The organism is Stenotrophomonas sp. MYb57 (assembly GCF_002966815.1).
In the GTDB taxonomy this organism is placed as follows: Bacteria; Pseudomonadota; Gammaproteobacteria; order Xanthomonadales; family Xanthomonadaceae; genus Stenotrophomonas; species Stenotrophomonas indicatrix.
The window spans coordinates 3,157,979-3,178,636 of the sequence record NZ_CP023271.1; the positions used below are offsets into that span (position 1 = coordinate 3,157,979).

The following is a 20,658-nucleotide window of genomic DNA, read 5'->3' on the forward strand; positions in this document are numbered from 1 at the left end:
TCCTTACGGCTGGGCCGGGGTCGCCGGCCGGTTCGGCCAGAGACTGGCCAGTTGCAGAAGTCCGGCGTTCTCGACCAGCACATCGGCCTGCCAGGCCAACGGGTCATCGCTGTGCAGGCGGTAGCCCCACAGCGCCGCCACCGACGGCATGCCGGCAGCACGCGCGGCGATGATGTCGCGCTCATCGTCGCCGACGTACACGCAGTCTTCCGCTGCGATGCCGATCAGCTGCGCGGCGTGCAGCAGCGGCAACGGATGCGGCTTGCGTTCGGCCAGGGTGTCACCCCCGACCAGCACGGCGCAGCGCTGCTGCCAGCCGTACTGCGGCACGATCAGCCGCGCCAGGTATTCGGGCTTGTTGGTGACGATGCCCCACACGGTGCCGGCTTCGTCCAGCGCATCGAGCATGCCGGCGACGCCGTCGAACAGCACGGCATGCTGGCCGATCGAGGCTTCGTAGCGCTGCAGGAACTCGGGAATCAGTGCATCGCGCTCGGCTGCTTCCAGCTCTGGAAACGCGGCCGACACCATCGCCCGTGAACCCTTGGACACCACTGGCCGCAACTGCGCCGGATCGATCGGTGCGCGGCCGCGCTCGGCCAGCATCGCATCAAGGGTGGCGACGAAATCCGGGGCGCTGTCCAGCAGCGTACCGTCCAGGTCGAACAGCACAGCACGCGGGAACACGGCGGCGGTCACGGCGCCTTGACCGCGTGGGCCAGGTAGTTGATGTCGGTGCGGCTGCTCAGGCGGGCGCGGTTGCGCCACGGCTCATAGGCCATGCCGCTGACATCGGCCAGCTGCAGGTCGGCCTCGCGCAGCCAACGCGCCAGCTCGGCCGGCTTGATGAATTCCTGGTAGTGGTGGGTGCCCTTGGGTAGCAGCCGTGCCACGTACTCGGCACCGACGATGGCCACGGCGAATGCGGCTGCGGTGCGGTTGATGGTGGACAGGAACAGATGGCCACCCGGCTTCAGCAGACGCTTGCAGGCCTCGATGATCGCGCCCGGATCGGGCACGTGCTCGAGCATTTCCATGCAGGTCACCACATCGAAGCTGCCCGGCTGTTCGGCGGCCAGGTCCTCGGCGGCCTGCACCCGGTAGTCGACGCTGACGCCGCTTTCCAGGGCATGCAGACGCGCAACCTTGACCAGCTCCGGTGCCAGGTCGATGGCGGTCACTTCGGCACCGGCGTGGGCCAGCGCTTCACTCAGCAGCCCGCCACCGCAGCCGATGTCGAGCACACGTGCGCCACGCAGCGACGCGCGGTCGGCAACGTACTGCAGGCGCACCGGATTCAGTGCGTGCAGCGGCTTCTGCGGGCCATCGGCGTCCCACCAGCGGTTGGCCAGCGCGGCGAACTTGTCCAGCTCGGCCTGATCGAAATTGGAAGAAGCGTGGGGGGCAGTCATGACGGTTGTCCTTGCGGCGCCTGCACTCAGGCGCGGATATGACGGATGCGCTCGCGCCACTGGCGCGCGTTGGCGATGATGCCCGGCAGGTCCATGCCGACCAGCTCGCGCTGCACCAGCTTGGGCTTGCCGGCGATCCAGACGTCGCTGACCTGCTGGCGGCCGGTGGCGTACACCAGCTGCGACAGCACGTTGTGCAGCGGCTGGGTCTCCAGCGCGGACAGATCAACGCAGACCAGGTCGGCCTGCTTGCCGACCTCGATCGAACCGATGCGCTCGCCGAAGCCCAGGGCGCGGGCGCCGCCGAGGGTGGAGGCGCGCAACGTGGTCGCCGCGTCCAGCGCGGTGGCATCGTCGGCCACGGCCTTGGCCAGGATCGCCGCCGTGCGGTTCTCGCTGAACATATCCAGGTCGTTGTTGCTGGCGCAGCCGTCGGTGCCGATGGCCAGGTTCACGCCGGCGCGCTGCAGGGCGCAGGCCGGGCAGAAACCAGAGGCCAGCTTCAGGTTCGACTCCGGGCAGTGCACCACGCTGACGCCGCGCTCGGCGCACAGGTGGATCTCGGCCTCGGTCAGCTGGGTCATGTGCACCGCGATCAGGCGGTCGTTGACCAGGCCGAGGCGATCCAGCCGCGCCAGCGGACGCTGGCCGTGCAGCTTGATCGAATCGGTGATTTCCTGCGCGGTTTCATGGGTATGCAGATGCACCTGCATGTCCAGCTGGTCGGACAGCATCCGCACCCGCTCGAAATTGGCATCGTTGACCGTGTACGGCGCATGCGGCGCGAATGCGGTGCCGATCAGCGGGTCGGTGCGCCACTGGTCATGCAGTTCACCGGCCTTGGCGAAGTACTCGTCGTCGGTCTTGGCCCAGGCGGTGGGGAAATCGATGATGACCGCGCCGACCAGCGCGCGGAAACCGTGCTTCTTGTAGACGGCAGCCTGCACGTCACCAAAGAAATAGTTCTCGTTGGCGCAGGTGGTGCCGCCACGCAGCATCTCGGCGATGGCAAGGGTGGTGCCGTCGGCCACGAATTCGGGTCCGATCACCGCCGCTTCCACCGGCCAGATGTGCTGCTGCAGCCAGGTCATCAGCGGCAGGTCGTCGGCGACGCCGCGCAGCAGGGTCATCGGGTTGTGCGTATGTGCGTTGACCAGGCCCGGCATCAGCGCCGCCTCTGGGCGGCTGACAACCTGGGTGGCACGGAACCGCGCACGCGCTTCGGCGCGCGGCAGGACGGCCACGATCTCGCTGCCACGGATGGCCACGGCATGGTCTTCCAGCACCACCGCATGCGGCTCGATCGGAACGACATAACCGGCTTCGATGAGCAGGTCGCAGGCTTCGGGGAGGTGCGGGCTATCGCTCATGCGGGCTCACTGGCTGGGGGGCGGCGAGATGCTGCTGGGGGACACGCCCCTGAGTCAGGGGCTGCCGCGAAGCGGCGGGGTCTGGAGACTCGTGAAGCGGCGCCCATGATCTGCCGAAGCAGATCATGGGAGCGCCAGCGCGAATGCGATGGCGCGTACCCGGCCAGCGGCCGGCACTACCGTAATCCGGCTGCGCCGGATTACTTGACGCGCGAGGAGTACTCGCCCGAACGGGTGTCGACCTTGATGATTTCATCCTGGTTGACGAACAGCGGCACGCGCACCACGGCGCCGGTTTCCAGGGTGGCCGGCTTGCCGCCGCCGCCCGAAGTGTCACCGCGGACGCCCGGATCGGTCTCGGTGATCTTCAGTTCAACGAAATTCGGCGGCTGCACGAAGATCGGCGAACCGTTGAACAGGGTCACGATGCAGGACTCCTCGCCCTTCAGCCACTTCTCGGCGCCGCCCATGCCGGCCTTGTCGGCCTGCACCTGCTCGAAGGTCTCCGGGTCCATGAAATGCCAGTACTCGCCGTCGCTGTACATGTAGTCCATGTTGGTATCGACCACATCGGCCACTTCCACGTCGTCGGTCGCCTTCATGGTCATTTCGACCGTGCGGCCCGACTTGATGAAGCGATAGCGCACGCGGGTGAAGGCCTGGCCCTTGCCCGGCTTGATGAACTCGGTCTCGGAGATGACGGCCGGTTCATTGTTGACCAGGATCTTCATCCCGTTCTTGACATCGTTCATGCCCGCAGTGGCCATGCTCAAGCTCCTCAAATGGCGAAACCGCCGCGCGTGCGGCGAGCCGGATAGAATGGAAAGCCCACCGGAACCCCGGCGGGCAACTGTTTATGTGTCCATGATAACCGCAGGCCCCCTCTCCATGCAGCTTTCCGCCTTCCCCCGGACCCAGTCGCCAAGCGCGCCCGCGCGCTGGCAGCAGCTGTGGCGGCAGGCCCTGCGCGACCCGCAGACGCTGCTGGCCCGCCTGGATCTCGATGCCGCGGCGCTGGGCGTATCGGAGGCGGCCATCGCCCAGTTCGCGCTGCGCGTGCCGGAGGGTTTCGTCGCCCGCATGCGCCGTGGCGACGCCCACGATCCGCTGCTGCGGCAGGTACTGCCGATCGACGCGGAGATGCGCCCGGCGCCCGGGTTCAGCTTTGACGCGGTGGGCGACGGCGCGGCCAAAAAGGCCACCGGGGTCATCCAGAAATACCGTGGCCGGGCCCTGCTGGTGGCCACCGGCAGCTGTGCCATCAACTGCCGCTACTGCTTCCGCCGGCATTTCGACTATGGCGCCGAGAACGCCGCCAAGGGGGGCTGGCAGGAGGCCGTGGAGGCCATCGCCGCAGACCCGGACATCGATGAGGTGATCCTGTCCGGCGGCGACCCGCTGTCGCTGGCCACGCACAAGCTGGCCGAGCTGACCGATGCGCTGCGCCAGATCCCGCACATCCGCCGGTTGCGCATCCACACGCGCCTGCCGATCGTGCTGCCCGAGCGCGTGGACGAGGAACTGCTGGCCTGGCTGGGCAGCCTGCCGTGGCCACTGGCGATCGTGGTCCACGCCAACCACGCCAATGAATTCGACGCCAGCGTCGACATGGCGATGGCCCGCCTGCGTGGCATCGGCGCCCAGCTGCTGAACCAGGCGGTGCTGCTGCGCGGAGTCAACGACAGCGTGCAGGCGCTGCAGGACCTGAGCGAACGCAGCTTCGCTGCCGGCGTGCTGCCGTATTACCTGCACCAGTTGGATCGCGTCGAGGGCGTGGCCCACTTCGAAGTGGACGACATCCAGGCCAAGGCCCTGATTGCCGGCCTCACTGCCCGGCTGTCCGGCTACCTGGTCCCCAAGCTGGTCCGCGAACTGCCCGGCGACCCGAGCAAGCGCCCGCTGTAGCGCCTCACGCGCCCGATTCGATCATCCGCACCACTTCGGTGGCGGTGACCGGGTGGCTCAGCCGGTAGCCTTGACCCAGGTCGCAGCCACGCTGGGCCAGCAGCTCGAACTGGGCCTCCTGTTCGATACCCTCGGCCACCACCGTGATGCCCAGCGCGTGGGCCATGGCGATGATCGCCGTGGTCAGGGCCAGGTCGTCCGGGTCGCGCTGCATGTCGGCGACGAAGCTTTTGTCGATCTTGACGCCGTCCACCGGCACCTGCCGCAGGTGGCTGAGACCGGAGAAACCGGTACCGAAGTCGTCCAGCCACACCTTCACCCCGGCCCGGTGCAGGCGGTCCAACAGCTGCGCGGCCAGCATCTCATCGCCGATCACCGCCGTCTCGGTCAGCTCCAGGTGCAGGCGCGAGGCCGGCAGACCCGACTCCTGCAGGCACTGCGCAACCAACGCCGGCAGCTCACCGCCGCGCAGCTGCCGTGGCGACACATTGACCGAGACGAACAACTCGTCACCGGCCACGCCGCGCGGCCACTGCACCGCTTCCATGCAGGCGGCACGCAGCACCTTCGGGCCGATGATCTCGATCAGGCCACTCTGCTCGGCCACCTCGATGAACACCGATGGCGGAATCGTGCCCAGCGTCGGGTGCTGCCAGCGCAGCAGCACTTCGACACCGACCATGCGGCGGTCACGCATGCGGAAGATCGGCTGGTAGGCCAGCCGCAGCTCGCCGCGCTCCCAGGCACCGCGCAGTTCCTGTTCCATGTGCACGCGCCGCTCGACCGCGTGATCCATGGCCCGGCTGTAATAGCGATAGCAGTTCTTGCCGGCCATCTTTGCCTGGTACATCGCGATGTCGCCGTTCTTCAGCAGCGTCGTCGCATCTGCGGCATCGTCGGGGAACAGGGTCACGCCGATCGAGGTGCCCAGGAACAGTTCCCTGCCCTGCACCACCAGCGGTTTGCCCAGCTCGCGCACCAGCACTTCGGCCAGCAACCGCGCATTGGCCGCAACATCGCCATCACCAACGAGGATCACGAATTCGTCGCCGCCGAACCGCGCCAGCACGGCATCGTCGCCGCCGGCCTCGGTCACTGCGCGGCCGATGCGCTGGGCGAACTGCAGCAACGCCTCGTCGCCGGCCTCATGGCCCAGCGTGTCATTGACCCGCTTGAAATCATCGATATCGGCAAACAGCAGACCCAACCGGTGATTGGACGCACGTGCGGCCATCAATCGATGGTCCAGCGCCTCGCGGAACGCCAGGCGGTTGGTGAGCCCGGTCAAGGCGTCGGTGTAGGCCATGCGCCGCACTTCGCGGTCGTGGCGGGCGATCGCATCACGCATGCGGGCAAAGCCGCGCACCAGTTCCCCGACTTCGTCGTCGCGGGTGTTTTCCCGCAGCGGCGCCTGGTAGTCGCCCGCTTCGATGCGCCGGGCGGCCGCGGCCAGCTCGCGGATCGGCGCCACCAGCGTGCGCTGTACGTACAGGATCACCACCACGCCGATCACCACCAGCAGGCCAAGCATCAGCAGCAGCCAGCCCAGATGCCGGCTTCCCATCTGCTGCAGCCGCTCGCCGAGGGTCGCGTTGGCCGCCTGCTCACGCTGCAGCACTTCATCCAGCGCCATGCCGACGCGGACACCACCGATGCGTTGTTTGCCCACCCTGATCGGCATCGCGTTGTCGAGCACCGTGGGCGACTGCTGCACCACCAGCGACTGCGCGGCAACCGCCCCGGCCGCCAACGGATCGGTCATCGGCCGCCCGGATCCGGGCACTCCGGCCGAGCCGTCGTGGACCAGCCGCCCGCGGTCGTCGAACACCAGTACGTAGCGCACCACCGGCTGCCGCGAAATGCTGCGCACCAGCGCCCCGACCTGGTCCAGGTCGTTGTTGTGGAGCGGACCGGCAAGCGCATCGGACAGCTCGCGCACCATGGCCTCGCCACGGCTGCGCACGCTGCGGTCGAACAGTTCGTGGATGACGCCGTTGCTGAGCGACCTCACCTCGCCCTGCATCGCAGCCTGCCGCCCCAGCAGCACGGCCAGGATCGCCACCACCACCAGCATCGCCCCGCCCATCGCAAGCAGGAACCGGGCCTGCATCCCCGAGCCGAGCAACTTCATTCCACTTCCATCCGCACGCGCGTCGACCCTTGTTTCAAATCATCCCGCCACGGCTGCGCATGCGCATCGACGCGGCGGAAACCGGAAGCCCCCAACATCTTCTGCAACGCACGCTGCACCCGCCGAAGACAGACGACACGCGGCAACCCGGCGGACGCCCGGCCTGATACCCCCGGCGCCGGTCCGGCAGCCTGCCGGTCCACACTGCCAAGCGCATGATCCTGCGTCATCGCGAGTTGCCCCTCATCGCTGCCCAACGCCCCCTTCTGTGAACCGGGCGCAGCATGCGCCGTCCCGGCCAGCAGGGCCAAGGTCAGGCGCAGCAGTTCCCCCTGCATTGCCCTACGCAGACCCGACACAAGCATCATCCCCCCGGGGTATCCGGACAGACTACCCGAAAAAATGAGACCGTCGTCAGCTGTCCTTGCCGTTCTTCTGCGCCAGCCGCGCCATGCGCTGGGTATCGGCCAGGATGCCGCGCAGCAGGCGCACTTCCTGCTCGCTGGGCTCGCTGCGCAGGAACAGGCGGCGCAGCTTGCGCATCGCCGACTCGGGCGCGCGTCCCTTGTGGAAATCGATCTCGTCCAGAGTCTCGCCAAGTTGGGCGAAGAAGCTCTCCATCTGATCGTGGCTGGCAACCTGCTCGCGGTTGTCCGGCTCGATCGCAGCCACCGGCTGTGCGCCCAGCAGCTGCATGCGCACTTCATAGGCCAGCACCTGCACTGCGGCGGCCAGGTTGAGCGAGCTGAACTCCGGGTCGGACGGAATGTGCACGGCGGCATGGCACAGCTGCAGCTCCTCGTTGGTCAGGCCGGTACGCTCGCGACCGAACACCAGCGCCACCTCGGCACCCTCGCTGGCCTTGGCCACTGCGCGGGCGGCGGCATCTGCCGGCAGGAACTCCTCCAGCTGGACCCGGCGCGCACGCGCTGTGCACCCCAGCACGAAGCGGCAGTCGGCCACGGCTTCGGCCAAGGTGGCCACCACCGGCGCGTCGCCGAGCACGTCCTCGGCACCGGCCGAGCGCCGGAAGGCCTCTTCATCAAGCGGCTTCTCCGGCGCCACCAGGACCAGGCGGGCCAGGCCCATGGTCTTCAGGGCACGGGCGGCGGCCCCCATGTTGCCGGGGTGTTGGGTGCCGACAAGGACGAATCGGAGACGGGTGGCGACAGGAAACTGGGACATGAACAGGGAAAATGTCGAGCTGGACGAAGACCAATGGTAAACTGTGCGGCCGGCCACTGCGCCGGACCCGCTCTTTTCCCCCGCCAGCCCTTCTCTTCTGCCCTTCCGGGAGCCCATGCCATGCAGAAACCCGCCGTCACCGTCATGGTCAAGGCCGCCCGCCTCGCCGGCAACGTCCTCTTGCGCAACATCAACAAGCTCGAGGCACTGAATGTAGTCCAGAAGGGCCGCATGGACTACGCCAGCGAAGTCGATGCGGACGCGGAAAAGGTGATCGTCAAGGAACTCAAGCGCGCTTACCCCGAGTACGGCATCTTCGGTGAAGAAGGTGGCGTGCAGAGCGAGCGTCGCCACATGTGGGTCATCGACCCGCTGGACGGCACCAGCAACTACCTGCGCGGCGTGCCGCACTACTGCGTGTCGATCGCCCTGGTCGAGAACGGCGAGCCGACCGACGCGGTGATCTTCGACCCGCTGCGCAATGAACTGTTCACCGCCAGCCGTGGTGCCGGCGCCGTGCTCAACGACCGCCGCATCCGCGTGGCCGACCGCAAGGATCTGGAAGGCACCATGATCCACACCGGTTTTGCCCCGCGCGAGCGTGCCCGCGCCAGTGCGCAGCTGAAGTCGCTGGACGCCCTGCTGGTGCACGCCGAGGACATCCGCCGCTCGGGTTCGGCCGCGCTGGACCTGGCCTACGTCGCCTGTGGCCGCGCCGACGCCTACTTTGAGGCCGGCGTGAAGGCCTGGGACATCGCTGCCGGCGTGCTGCTGGTGCGCGAAGCCGGTGGCAAGGTCTGCGACTTCAAGGGCGCGACCCCGGCCCGCATGGACAACCGCGGCCCGGACACCCAGCAGATCGTGGCCGGCAACCTGAAGGTGGCCGAGTCGCTGCAGAAGGTGCTGGTCAACACGGGTTACGCTGCCGAGTTCGACGCGAAGTTCTGAGTTCGCGCGTAAAGCGGTTCATGGAGACGGCACCTGCGAAGGTGCCGTTTTCGTATCCGCAGTGATCGTGCTTGTCACTTTCTTTGCTCGTGCACCGTGCTGCAGGAGCAGCGCGGAACGGCGGAGCCGGCCCGTAGGGTGGCGCACAGGGATGTGCGCCATCAAGAAAGTAACCAAAGAAACACGCCGCCAGTACGCAAGCCGGTGCTACGCACCGGTCCCCTGCGCTTCTCGGCGAACCAGGGGACGGCGCCGAACTCGCTGCGCTCAGACATCGGCGCCTCTGCGCCCCTGATTCCCCTGCGATGCTCGGCTCGCTGCAAGGCGGACCCAAGATCAAACGCCACAGCTGCACCCAGTAGATCCACGCCATGCGTGGATGCTCTTGCCGTTGATCTTGATCTTCCGGCCCGCCTTACAGCGAGCCGAGCACCGCAGGTCCGGCGAGGGCGAAGAGGTGCGGGTGTCTGAGCGCAGCGAGTTCCCGCACCGTCCCTCGGCGGACCGAGAAGCGCAGGGGACCGGCGCGTAGCGACGGCTCGCGGCCGGCGGCGCGTTTCTTTTGGTTACTTTTCTTTTCGCGCGAAAAGAAAAGTGACGCCCCTCCGCGGTCGCGAAAACGATCCGCCGGGCATGGCCCGGCGCTACCGCCGCGTGGGCGCGCAAACAAAAACGCCCGGCGCGAGGCCAGGCGTTCCTGCACTGCTCTACAAGCGGAGGCTTATGCCACCGTCGACGCCCGCAGCGCGGCGATGCGCTCTTCCAGCGGCGGGTGGCTCATGAACAGTTTCTTCGCCGTCGAACCGGCAATACCGAACGCGGCGATCTGCGTCGGCAGGGTGCTCTGGCCGTGGTTGAGCTGCAGCCGCTCCAGCGCCGAGATCATCTTCTGGCGACCGGCCAGCGATGCACCGCCAGCGTCAGCACGGAATTCGCGGTGGCGCGAGAACCACATCGAGATCATCGTGGCGAACAGGCCGAACACCATCTCCAGCACGAACACGATGATGTAGTACGCAAAGCCACGGCCGCCGCCTTCGCGGTTGCCCGACAAAGCACTGTCGATGATGCCGCCGACTACGCGGGCCAGCACGATCACGAAGGTGTTCAGCACGCCCTGCAGCAGTGCCATGGTGATCATGTCTCCGTTGGCGACGTGGGCGATCTCGTGGCCGAGCACGGCTTCGGCTTCGTCCTCGCTCATGTTGTGCAGCAGGCCGGTGGACACCGCCACCAGCGCGTTGTTGCGGTTGGCACCGGTGGCGAACGCGTTGATCTCCGGGCCGTCATACACCGCCACTTCCGGCATGCCGATACCGGCTGCCTTGGCCTGGCGCTCGACGGTGGCCAGCAGCCAGCGCTCGGTCTGGTTGCGCGGCTCGGTGATCACCACCGCACCGGTGGAGCGCTTGGCCATCCACTTGGACAGCAGCAGCGAGATAAGCGAACCACCAAAACCGAAGATGGCAGCCATGACCAGCAGGCCGCTCATCCGGCTGGGGTCGACCCCTATCAGCGACATCACGATGCTGGCGAGGATCAGCACGGCAAAGTTCGTGGCCAGGAACAGCGCAATACGGGTGAACATGGGAATTTCCGGCTCGGAAGAGGTCGATATCCGTCAATCTGCGGTGCAGTCAGCTTGAATTCAAGCGCCAACCTGACCGACGATTCAGCTGCATGACCTCCTCCCTCTCCTGCGGCCGCTTCGCGCCCTCGCCCACCGGCCTGCTGCATCCCGGCTCGCTGCTTGCCGCCTTCGGCAGCTGGCTGCTTGCGCGCCACCATGGCGGCCTGTGGCGGTTGCGCATCGAGGACGTCGACCCACCCCGCACGGTTGCTGGTGCGGCACAGGCGCAGCTGCAGTCCCTGGCCGCGTTCGGACTGGTCCATGACGGGCCGGTGATCTGGCAGAGCGCGCGCGGCGACGCCTATCAGACTGCGCTGGACCGCCTGCTGGCCGATGGCCACGCGTTTGTCTGCCACTGCAGCCGCAGCGATCTTGCCGCCAACGGTGGCCTGCACCATCACTGCGTCGCGCGGCAGGCACGACCGGACCCCGCCGTCCGCTTCCGGGTACCTGAGGGCAGCGTGGTGCATTTCGAGGATGGCCTGCGCGGCCGACAACAACAGGATGTCCATGCCGAGGTGGGCGACTTCGTACTGCGCCGAGCCGACGGCTGCTGGGCCTACCAGTTGGCGGTGGTGGTCGATGACGCCGCGCAGGGGGTCACCGAAGTGGTACGCGGCGCCGACCTGCTCGATTCCACCGCCCGGCAGATCCTGCTGCAGCAGGCGCTGGACCTGCCGACGCCGCGCTACTGGCACCTGCCGCTGCTGCTGGATGCACCGGGCCACAAACTGTCCAAGTCACTGGCCGCGCTGCCGGTGGATGCCGGCGCGCCGGTACCGGTGCTGCGCCGGTTGTGGGTACTGCTGGGCCAGCCGGGCACCGCACTGGACGGCATCGACGACCGCGACGCGCTGTTGGCCGCGGCGCAGCGCAGCTTCAACCCCGGCCTGCTGCCGCGCGCGGACATTCTGCTGCCGGCCGGCGCACTTTCCGCGCCGATGTTGCAGAATCCCCCTTCCTCCACCTGACATCCGGACAGCTTTCCATGACATCTCGCGTCGCACTGGTCACCGGCGGAACCGGCGGCATCGGTACCGCCATCTGCCAACGCCTGGCCGACCAGGGCCACCGGGTCGCCACCAACTACCGCGATGAGACCAAGGCCCGCGCCTGGCAGCAGGCGATGACCGAACGCGGCTACCACGTGGCGATCTTCCCGGGCGATGTCTCCGACTCTGCCAGCGCCGAAGGCCTGATCCGCGCGGTCGAGGCCGAACTGGGCCCGGTCGAGATCCTGGTCAACAACGCCGGCATCACCCGCGACACCACCTTCCACCGCATGCGCGCGGAGCAGTGGCACGATGTGATCAACACCAACCTCAACTCGGTGTTCAACGTCACCCGCCCGGTCATCGAGGGCATGCGTCGACGCGGCTGGGGCCGGGTCATCCAGATCAGCTCGATCAACGGCCTGAAGGGCCAGTACGGACAGGCCAATTACGCCGCTGCCAAGGCCGGCATGCATGGCTTCACCATCTCGCTGGCGCGCGAGAATGCAGGCTTCGGCATCACCGTGAACACGATCTCGCCCGGTTACGTGGCCACCGACATGGTGATGGCGGTGCCCGAGGAAGTGCGCGCCAAGATCATTGCCGACATCCCGACCGGGCGCCTGGGCAAGCCGGAAGAAATCGCCTACGGCGTGTCCTTCCTGGTGGCCGAAGAGGCCTCGTGGATCACCGGCAGCAACCTGGACATCAACGGCGGCCATCACATGGGCTGGTAAACGGCGCCAGGGCCTGAAAGCCCGTGCTGCACCCTGCCGTTGGTCATGCTGCGCAGCACGCAAAGCCTTGCTGCGCAACATTCCGGCACCGGAAAGCCAAGCCTGGCGGGGGCTGGGGCGGTTGCAACCGCTGCTGCACTGCGCCATGCTGCGCGTCTACTGTGACGAGTACCGCTTCATGGCTGCGACCCGCATCATCAAGAAGTATCCGAACCGCCGTCTGTACGACACCGAGATCTCCAGCTACATCACCATCGAGGATGTGCGCCAGCTGATCCTCGACGGCGAGGACTTCGAAGTCCGCGACGCCAAGAGCGGCGACGACCTGACCCGATCGGTCCTGCTGCAGATCATCGCCGACCAGGAACAGGACGGTGAACCGATGCTCTCCACCCAGCTGCTGAGCCAGCTGATCCGCTTCTACGGCGATTCCCTGCAGGGCTTCATGGGCAACTACCTGGAGCGCAGCATGCAGGTCTTCCTCGACCAGCAGCAGCAGTTCCGCCAGCAGATGGGCAACCTGCTGGGGCAGACGCCGTGGGCGATGATGAACCAGCTGACCGAGCGCAACCTGGAGTTGTGGCAGGAGTTCCAGCGCAACATGGGCAGCGGTTTCGGTGGCCCGCGTCCGGGCGGCACCGGAACGGGCACCAGCGCGGGTACGGCCGGCAAGCCGAACGATCCGACCGGCGGCACCGGCACCGGCGGTAAGACCCGCCGCTGAGCCCCCCCCGCCCCGGCGGATACGAAAACGGCGCGCCATGAGCGCGCCGTTCTGTTTTGAACGCCTCTACGCGGAGCGTGGTTCTACTTCCTGCAGCCCTTGCAGACCCGCTCGACCTTGTACCCCTTCGCCCGCAGCTTCTCGACCACGCCGTCGTTGCCCAGCAGGTGCAGGCCGCCCACCACCACCAGCGTGCCGCCCTGCCCGGCCTGCAGGTACGGCAGCAGCTTGGGCACCCACGCATCGTTGCGGTCGGTATTGATGCGCTGGTACAGCTGCGGATACTTCTGGCGCATCTCCACGCCCATCCGGCTCCACAGCAGGCGATCGTCGCCGCGGCGCCAGGCCTCATGCAGCATCTGCGCCTGTGCGTCCCCCTTGCCCGCTTCGTCCAGGGCCTCGGACAGCATCTGCCGCTGCTCCTGCACGCTCATGCCATCAAGCAGGTTGATCTGGCTGGACATGTCTTCCAGGCCTGCGGTCTTCTTGCCGGCCTTCTGCGCCCGCTGCATGAAGTGCCGGTCCAGCCCCAGCTCCGGGTCCAGGCCGAGTTTCTGCATCTGCCCGACGGTGATGGTCAGGCCGACGAACCACGCTTTCATGCCCTGCAACTGCGCCAATGGCAATTTGTTCTGCGTCGCATAGGCCTGCAGCTTCTGCCAGGTCGGCGCATCCAGGTCACGCTTGAGTTCGCTGCCGTCCTTGCGGGTAGCCACCTGCACCATCTGGCTGGCCATCTGCGGCGACTGCAGTTCCTCAGGGGTCACTTCGAACAGCACACGCTGCGAGGCTTCGAATGCCTGCTCGACCTCGGTCGACAGTGGATAGTCCTGCGGCTTCAACAGATGGAAGGAACCCAGCAGGTACAGGCGTGCATCTCCCTGCCCGGTGACCTTCCACAGCAGCGGCACCGGCGGCTTACCGGCCGTGGCTTCGGCCGGCGCATCGCGCGCGATGGCCAACGGGCCGGCCGCGCAGGCAACGAGAAAAACGGCACTGCGCAGCAACAGTTTCATCAACATGTTCAACCCTCTCCTTCAGGCAGGTGATACGTCTTTTCACCCGCTTCCACGCGCAGGTCCAGGCGGTTTTCCGGCGGCGCCAACGGACAGGTCGCATAGGCGGTGAACGCGCACGGTGGGTTGTGGGCGTGGTTGAAGTCGATCGTCACGTGGCCGTCGGCCGTGGGCGCATCGGTATCCAGATAGCGGCCGGCAGGGTAGCTGCCGTGGCCACTGGTACGGTCGGCAAAAATCAGGAACAGCGGCTGCCCCGGTTCGCCGATCGCTTCCAGCCGCCAGCTGCGGCCGTCGCGATCGAATTCCACGGCACCGGCGTTGGGCATCTCGGTGGTCAGGCCGGTGATGTCCACGATCGGCAGGGTCTTGCCTGGCGGATGCGCGATGAAGCGCGCCTGCACCTGCCATTGCGGGCCACCGGGCCAGTACTGCAGGCCGGCGAAATCGCGGCGCGCCGGTGCATCGGCATGCTTGACCCGCAGTGCGTCACGCGGGCCGCGACGGATCAGGCCGAGCTGGCCCTTGCCACCATCGAAGGCCAGCAGGGTCGGCTGCGGATCCTTGTCGGTATCCATGCGCACACGCCCGCGCACGGGCTGTCCATCAAGGGTGACATCCGTGCCGGACTCCGGCGTGAACCACCAATGGTCGCCTTCACGGCGCAGCAGGCCCAGCTTGGCCGGCCCCACCGCCAGGCGGATGCCGCTGGTGTCGCCGCTGCCGACGAAGTGCGATCGGTTCTGCAACCAGTGCAGGCCGACCAGCGCGGTCCAGCCATCGGGCCGGGTCAGGTCCTGGTAGCGCAGCACCCGCCATTGCTGTTGCTGTGCGGCGAAGGCCGGATCCTCAACGGCGGCCGGTGCCGGCGTGGGTGCCGGGCTGCAGGCCACCAACAACAGGGCCGCCAGCAGGCTGCCCATTCGGCAAAATCGCATCGGTGCTCCCCTCAACGTCCGCGCAGGAACCAGCGGTCGATCTCCGCCAGCGAAAAACGGGCCCAGGTCGGTCGGCCGTGGTTGCACTGGCCGGACCGCTCGGTGATTTCCATGTCGCGCAGCAGCGCGTTCATTTCCGGCACGGTCAGGCGCCGGTTCGCACGCACCGCGCCATGGCAGGCCATGGTCGACAGCAGCTCATCGCGCGCAGTGGCGATGCGACGGCTCTGGCCGTGCTCGCGCAGGTCGGTCAGCACATCGCGCAGCAGGCCTTCGGGTTCGGCATGGGCCAGCAGCGCCGGGATGCTGCGCACGTGCAGCGCGCCCGGTCCGGCACGGGTGATCTCGAACCCGAGCGCAGCCAGCGTATCGGCCTCCGCCTCGGCGGTATCGGCCTCGCGCTCGCCCACCGCCAGGGTGATCGGCACCAGCAACGGCTGCGACTGCAGGCCGATGCCATCGTGCGCATTCTTCAACCGCTCGTAGCCGATGCGTTCGTGCGCCGCATGCATGTCGACCACGATCAGGCCTTCGGCGTTCTCGGCCAGGATGTAGATGCCATGCAGCTGGGCAATGGCGTAACCCAGCGGAGGTACGCCGGCGTCGGCACTGGTGACCGGCAATCCGTTCTCCATCGGCATCGGCGGCAGTACTGCACCACGCTCGGCACCCGCTGGCGACGCATACAACGCAGCATAGGCGGCGGGTGCGTCGGCCACCTGCAGGCCCAGCGGCTGCTGCGGGCGCCAGCCAGAGAAGCCGCCACCACCACCGCCGCCCTGCCCGGCACCGGGCGCCGGGCCGCGTACGTAGCCGAAGCTGGACGCCGTCGCGCCCGGCATCGCCGCCGCAGGGTCGGCTTCGGCCGGATGCGCCGCGCCGGCACCGATCTCCTGCGCGGTCATGCCGGCACGGGTGTCGGCCAGTGCATCCTTCAGGGTGCGGTAGACGAAGTCATGCACCAGCCGCGAATCGCGGAAGCGCACCTCGTGCTTGGCCGGATGCACGTTCACATCAACGCGCGTCGGGTCCAGCTCCAGGAACAGCACATACGCTGGCTGGCGGCCGTGGTACAGCACGTCGCCGTAGGCCATCTTCACTGCATGGGCGACACTGCGGTCACGTACGGAACGGCCGTTGACGTACAGGTACTGCTGGTCGGTGCTGGCGCGCGAATAATGCGGCTGCGCGATCCAGCCATGCAGGCGCAGGCCGGCACTGCTGTGGTCCACGCGCACGGCCTGGTTGGCGAAGTCCTCGCCCAGGGTCTCGGCCAGGCGCACGTCCGAATACAGGTCGCCCGGCTTGTAGCGACGCGAGGCCTTGCCGTTGTGCGAGACGCGCAGTTCGACATCGGGACGGGCCAGCGCCAACGAACGCAGCCACTCTTCGATATGCCCCAGTTCGGTGCGCTCGGCGCGCAGGAACTTGCGCCGCGCCGGCACGTTGTAGAACAGCTCGCGCACTTCCACCGTGGTGCCGGGCGCATGCGCGCGCGGGGTCACCTCGCCGATCTTGCCGCCTTCGATCTGCAGTGCCGAACCGTGCTCATCATGGGCACGGCGCGAGGCCAGGGTGAAACGACTGACCGAGGCGATCGACGGCAGCGCTTCGCCACGGAAACCCAGCGTGGCCACTGCTTCCAGCTCATCCAGGTTGGCGATCTTGCTGGTGGCGTGCCGCGAAACCGCCAGCGGCAACTGTTCTGCGGCAATGCCGCTGCCGTTGTCGCGGATGCGGATCAGGCGCACACCGCCTTCTTCCAACTCGATATCGACGCGGCTGGCGCCGGCATCGATCGCGTTCTCAACAAGTTCCTTGACCACCGATGCGGGTCGTTCGACCACTTCACCGGCGGCAATCTGGTTGATCAGGATTTCCGGCAGCGGCCGGATCGGACGCGGATCGGGCGCGTTCATGGGCAGGCAAGGCAGGCAGACGTCATGCCACGATGATAGCGGAGCGGCGCCAGATAGAGTCGAGATGCAGCGTACGCGGCGCCAGCCAGGCGTGGCCTGGCTTCAGCGGAAGCAGGCCATCCAGCGGGTTACTTGCTGCCGCCCGCCACGGTGCTTGCAGCGTCGATCTCGGCCTGCGCGCGCGCGGCGTACAACGTGCCCGGCGGCGGTTGGCGGCTGAAGAAAGTGTGCACGCCATCCAGCACCGCACCGGCGACCTTGCGCTGGTAGGCCGGGTCGATCAGGCGGCGCTCTTCATCCGGGTTGGAGATGAACGCGGTTTCCACCAGCATCGCCGGCATGTCCGAAGTGCGCAGCACGGCGAAGTTGGCGCGCTCGATGTTCGGCTTGTGGTTGTTGCCGATACGCTTCAGGCCGCCCAGCACGTGCCCGGCTGCGTCCTCGGAGGATTTCATGTAACCGCTCTGGGCCAGGTCCAGCAGAACGTTGGCCAGCGTGCCTTCGGTCTGCTGCAGGCGCACGCCACCGACCAGATCGGCGGCGTTTTCCTTGTCCGCCAGCCAGCGTGCACGCTGCGAAGACGCGCCCTTGGTCGACAGCACATACACCGACGAACCGGTGGCCGAGCGGTTTTCGGCGGCGTCGGCATGGATCGAAATGAAGATGTCGGCCTTGTTCGCACGCGCCTTCTGCGCACGCATCGGCAGCGGGATGAACACATCGCTGTCGCGGGTGAGGAAGGCTTTCAGGCCAGGCGTGGCGTTGACCTGGCGAGCCAGTTCACGCGCCACCGCCAGAGTGACATCCTTCTCGCGCTTGCCGGTCGGGCCGATGGCGCCCGGATCCTGGCCGCCATGGCCCGGATCGATCGCCACCACCAGGTAACGCATGCCCGGCTGCATGCGGATGCGCGAGGCATCGCTGGGCATGGTCGGACGCGGCGACTCGGTCGGCGCAACAGGTGTCGGCACCGGCTTCGGCTGGGTGGCCACAACTGCAGTGGTGGCCTGACCAGCCAGGATGGCTGCCGGCGACGACGTCGGGGTGCTGCTGGCGGTGGTACCTGCTGCCGCCATCTGCACCGGGGTGGTGCTGGGTGCCGGCGTCGGCGCGGCGGGTGCCGCTGCGCTGGCACTGGCCTGCTGCTGGACCTGCGCGGTCAACAGCGCAGTGGCTCGCGCGGCATCACCACGGGACTGTGCGGTTTGTGCCGGGGTCGGGCCCGGGACCGCAGCCGGACTCACCGAAGATGCCGCTGGCGGCTGCGTCGGCGCGGGGCGACTGGCGGCCACGGCCGGGCCATCGCCCGGCCACTCGATCACCAGCTTGGACTCATTGCCTTCGCGCTGCATCTGCGGGCGGAAGGGGGCGACCGTCTCGGCCAGGTCGAATACGACACGGAAAGTGCCCGGCACCGGCTGCCCGGTGCGCACCGCAGTCACCACGCCCTGCGGCGACGGCATCTTCAGGTTGCGCACCGCGCTGGAATCAGGGAAATCGACCACCAGCCGGTTCGGACCGGCCAGCGACAGGGTCTTGTAGCCACCACTGCCGACCAGGGCGATTTCCGCGCGGGTTCCGGTCGCACCGGTATTGAGCAGCACCTGGCGGACCTCACCGGCCCACGCACTGACGCTCGCCAGACCAAGTCCGACGGCGGCACAGATGGCAATGAGTCGATTCCCCGGGCGCATGACTCAGGATTCAATCACCGCACTGAACGGAATGCAACACCTTTTTCCTTAATAATCCGTAACCTGCCGGTGTTTGTTCTCGTCAGCCGACAGAAAGGGCCTGCAAGTCGCCACCTTCGGGAAGCCGCTGCAGCCATTCACGTCCCGTGTCGCTGATGCCAGTGAGACGCACGTGACGCCCCTGACCTTCAATCTCCAGTGCGACCACCAGATCGGTTGGCGGCAGCGCACCGGCACCGCGCTCTGGCCATTCGACCAGCCACAGCACGGCACTGCCCTCGTCCAGCCCGAGGAAATCCAGCTCGCCGGCCTGGCCGATGCGATACAGGTCCATGTGCCAGGCCTCGCCGCCACTGGACAACGGATAGCGCTCGACCAGAGTATAGGTGGGGCTGCGGATCGCCCCCTGCACGCCCAGCGCCCGCAACAGCGCGCGCGCCGTGGTCGATTTGCCGGCGCCAAGATCGCCGCGCAGCTCGACCAGCGCCTGCGGCGGACGGGTGGCTGCCAGCCATTGCCCCAGCAGTTCGGTGGCGTTGCTGTCGGCAAGGAAGAATTCGGTCATCGGGAACGTTCCGGGTTGGCCAGCCGCCGCAGGGGCGCCAGCAGATCAGTGGGAAGCAGGCCGCGGGCACCGTCGGCGGCGGCGACATCGCCGGCCAGGGCATGCAGCAGCGTACCGCCTGCCGCCGCATCGAACGCAGGCAGGCCCTGCGCGCGCAGGCTGGCGATGATGCCGGTCAACAGGTCGCCCATGCCACCCACCGCCATTCCCGGGTTGCCGGCCGCAATCAGTCGCGGTGCATGGCCGGGCGCGGCGACGATGCTGCCCGCCCCCTTCAGCACCACCACTGCGTGATAGCGCTCGGCCAGCGCCTGCGCGCTGGCATAGCGATCGGCCTGGACTGCCGCCGTGGTGGTTTCCAGCAGGCGCGCGGCTTCGCCGGGGTGCGGGGTCAGGATCGCATCGGGCAGCGCATGGGCATCCTGCGCCAGCAGGTTCAACGCATCGGCGTCGATCACCAGCGGCAGGCCTGACTGCAGCACACGCGCATACAGCGCGCGCGCCCATTCGTCCTGGCCCAGGCCCGGGCCGATCGCCACCACCCTGGCTTTTGCCAGCAACGCCGGCAGCGCTGAGCCATCTTCCAGCGCGTGCGTCATCGCTTCAGGCAACCTCGCCAGCAGCGGGCCGACATGGTCGCGGCGGGTGCCGATGCTCAGCAGGCCCGCGCCAGCACGCAGCGCAGCTTCGGCGGCCATCGCGATGGCACCGCCGCTGCTATGGTTGCCGCCCACGCACAGCACGTGGCCGGATTCACCCTTGTGGCTGTTGGCACGGCGCGGCGGCAGCAGATCCGGCAGGCGCGACTGCGTCCAGCACTCTGCAGCAGCGACGACACCCTGCCAGGCCGCATCGGCCAGCGCCAGTGGTGCCAGGTGCCTGCGCCCGGTGTATTCCAGTGCATCGCCGGTGTACAGGCCGCGGTGGGCGACGATGAACTGCACTGTCAGGGCCGCGCGTACGGCTGCGCCCGGCACGCAGCCATGGTCGGCGTCGACACCGCTGGGTACGTCCAACGCCAACACCGGCGCCTGCTGCGCGTTCAGCGCCTCGATCAAGGCCAGTGCCGCGCCCTCTGGTGCCCGGGAGAAGCCAAGGCCGAACAGGGCATCGACCCATAGATCGGCCTGGGCCAGTTCGCCGTTGAAATCAGTGACGGTGCCGCCGGCGGACCTGAAATCCGCTGCGGCGCGCTGCGCCAACGCCGTGGAAGGTGGGCTGCCCGGCAGCGCGATCAGCTGCACCTGCCGCCCGGCCTCCAGCGCATGACAGGCCAGCACATAGCCATCGCCGCCATTGTTGCCGCTGCCAACCACCACGCCGATCCGCCTCGCCTGCGGCCAGTGCTGCAGCAGGCTCTGCCAGGCCGCCTGGCCCGCCTGGGCCATCAGGCCCCAGCCACCATCGCCCGCCAGCGCGGAGGCCTGGGCATCGAGTGTGCGTGCGGCACGGGAATCGAACAGATCGGCGAGGTTGGCCATGCGGGGATTTT

At 67.7% G+C, this 20,658-nt stretch carries 19 protein-coding genes; 5 read left to right on the forward strand and 14 right to left on the reverse strand.

Annotated features, from left to right (window positions below):
• Positions 1–3: 3 nt before the first annotated feature.
• The 4 genes from CLM74_RS14565 to efp all read right to left on the reverse strand — a co-directional run bounded on the left by CLM74_RS14565 (position 4) and on the right by efp (position 3,549).
• Complete coding sequence (locus CLM74_RS14565; protein WP_033831577.1) at positions 4–699, reverse strand: phosphoglycolate phosphatase; 696 nt, start codon at positions 697–699, stop codon at positions 4–6.
• Positions 696–1,412, reverse strand: a complete 717-nt coding sequence (gene ubiG / locus CLM74_RS14570) for a bifunctional 2-polyprenyl-6-hydroxyphenol methylase/3-demethylubiquinol 3-O-methyltransferase UbiG (protein WP_105164388.1) — start codon at positions 1,410–1,412, stop codon at positions 696–698. The genes CLM74_RS14565 and ubiG overlap by 4 nt, the downstream gene beginning before the upstream one ends.
• Before the next feature lie 26 nt (positions 1,413–1,438).
• The gene (locus tag CLM74_RS14575; protein ID WP_059064671.1) at positions 1,439–2,782 is read right to left on the reverse strand and encodes a TRZ/ATZ family hydrolase; all 1,344 of its coding nucleotides are present in this window, start codon (positions 2,780–2,782) and stop codon (positions 1,439–1,441) included.
• 200 nt (positions 2,783–2,982) lie between these two features.
• Entirely contained in the window at positions 2,983–3,549 is a 567-nt protein-coding gene (gene efp, locus CLM74_RS14580) for an elongation factor P (protein ID WP_006379771.1), read from the reverse strand.
• 97 nt (positions 3,550–3,646) lie between these two features.
• On the opposite strand from efp, the gene epmB reads away from it, so the two are divergent.
• Positions 3,647–4,687 (forward strand): EF-P beta-lysylation protein EpmB, encoded by a 1,041-nt coding sequence (gene epmB / locus CLM74_RS14585; protein ID WP_033831580.1) that lies wholly within the window; start codon positions 3,647–3,649, stop codon positions 4,685–4,687.
• A gap of 4 nt (positions 4,688–4,691) precedes the next feature.
• On the opposite strand, the gene CLM74_RS14590 is transcribed toward epmB, so the two are convergent.
• The 3 genes from CLM74_RS14590 to CLM74_RS14600 all read right to left on the reverse strand — a co-directional run bounded on the left by CLM74_RS14590 (position 4,692) and on the right by CLM74_RS14600 (position 8,003).
• Positions 4,692–6,818 (reverse strand): EAL domain-containing protein, encoded by a 2,127-nt coding sequence (locus CLM74_RS14590; protein WP_025876393.1) that lies wholly within the window; start codon positions 6,816–6,818, stop codon positions 4,692–4,694.
• Positions 6,815–7,156 (reverse strand): hypothetical protein, encoded by a 342-nt coding sequence (locus CLM74_RS14595; RefSeq protein WP_158684153.1) that lies wholly within the window; start codon positions 7,154–7,156, stop codon positions 6,815–6,817. Before CLM74_RS14595 ends, CLM74_RS14590 begins: the two co-directional genes overlap by 4 nt.
• 76 nt (positions 7,157–7,232) lie before the next feature.
• Complete coding sequence (locus tag CLM74_RS14600; protein WP_105164390.1) at positions 7,233–8,003, reverse strand: RNA methyltransferase; 771 nt, start codon at positions 8,001–8,003, stop codon at positions 7,233–7,235.
• Between the two features lie 120 nt (positions 8,004–8,123).
• Here CLM74_RS14600 and CLM74_RS14605 point away from each other — a divergent pair, with 120 nt between their 5' ends.
• Complete coding sequence (locus tag CLM74_RS14605) at positions 8,124–8,951, forward strand: inositol monophosphatase family protein (protein ID WP_025876387.1); 828 nt, start codon at positions 8,124–8,126, stop codon at positions 8,949–8,951.
• 721 nt (positions 8,952–9,672) lie between these two features.
• Here CLM74_RS14605 and htpX read toward each other — a convergent pair.
• Positions 9,673–10,539, reverse strand: a complete 867-nt coding sequence (htpX, locus tag CLM74_RS14610) for a protease HtpX (protein WP_032978694.1) — start codon at positions 10,537–10,539, stop codon at positions 9,673–9,675.
• A 92-nt stretch (positions 10,540–10,631) separates the two neighbouring features.
• On the opposite strand from htpX, the gene gluQRS reads away from it, so the two are divergent.
• From gluQRS to phaR, 3 genes are all read left to right on the forward strand, one after another.
• Positions 10,632–11,552, forward strand: a complete 921-nt coding sequence (gene gluQRS, locus CLM74_RS14615; RefSeq protein WP_105164391.1) for a tRNA glutamyl-Q(34) synthetase GluQRS — start codon at positions 10,632–10,634, stop codon at positions 11,550–11,552.
• Positions 11,553–11,569: 17 nt separating this feature from the next.
• A complete protein-coding gene (gene phbB / locus CLM74_RS14620; RefSeq protein ID WP_025876381.1) occupies positions 11,570–12,310 on the forward strand; it encodes an acetoacetyl-CoA reductase in 741 nt (246 codons plus the stop codon).
• A gap of 178 nt (positions 12,311–12,488) precedes the next feature.
• Positions 12,489–13,034 carry a polyhydroxyalkanoate synthesis repressor PhaR gene (gene phaR / locus CLM74_RS14625; protein ID WP_105165033.1) on the forward strand — a complete coding sequence of 182 codons (546 nt, stop codon included), beginning with the start codon at positions 12,489–12,491 and terminating at the stop codon, positions 13,032–13,034.
• Positions 13,035–13,117: 83 nt separating this feature from the next.
• Here the strand turns inward: phaR and CLM74_RS14630 are convergent, their stop codons facing one another.
• From CLM74_RS14630 to CLM74_RS14655, 6 genes are all read right to left on the reverse strand, one after another.
• Positions 13,118–14,056, reverse strand: a complete 939-nt coding sequence (locus CLM74_RS14630) for a TraB/GumN family protein (protein WP_105164392.1) — start codon at positions 14,054–14,056, stop codon at positions 13,118–13,120.
• Positions 14,057–14,058: 2 nt separating this feature from the next.
• Positions 14,059–14,988: a DUF1684 domain-containing protein gene (locus tag CLM74_RS14635; protein ID WP_105164393.1), complete on the reverse strand. Its 930-nt coding sequence runs from the start codon at positions 14,986–14,988 to the stop codon at positions 14,059–14,061.
• Positions 14,989–14,999: 11 nt separating this feature from the next.
• On the reverse strand, positions 15,000–16,907 hold the full coding sequence (mutL, locus tag CLM74_RS14640) for a DNA mismatch repair endonuclease MutL (RefSeq protein ID WP_105164394.1): 1,908 nt from the start codon (positions 16,905–16,907) through the stop codon (positions 15,000–15,002).
• A 128-nt stretch (positions 16,908–17,035) separates the two neighbouring features.
• The gene (locus tag CLM74_RS14645) at positions 17,036–18,601 is read right to left on the reverse strand and encodes an N-acetylmuramoyl-L-alanine amidase (protein WP_105164395.1); all 1,566 of its coding nucleotides are present in this window, start codon (positions 18,599–18,601) and stop codon (positions 17,036–17,038) included.
• An 82-nt stretch (positions 18,602–18,683) separates the two neighbouring features.
• Positions 18,684–19,166 carry a tRNA (adenosine(37)-N6)-threonylcarbamoyltransferase complex ATPase subunit type 1 TsaE gene (gene tsaE / locus CLM74_RS14650; RefSeq protein ID WP_105164396.1) on the reverse strand — a complete coding sequence of 161 codons (483 nt, stop codon included), beginning with the start codon at positions 19,164–19,166 and terminating at the stop codon, positions 18,684–18,686.
• Positions 19,163–20,647 carry an NAD(P)H-hydrate dehydratase gene (locus CLM74_RS14655; protein ID WP_105164397.1) on the reverse strand — a complete coding sequence of 495 codons (1,485 nt, stop codon included), beginning with the start codon at positions 20,645–20,647 and terminating at the stop codon, positions 19,163–19,165. Before CLM74_RS14655 ends, tsaE begins: the two co-directional genes overlap by 4 nt.
• Positions 20,648–20,658 lie beyond the last annotated feature (11 nt).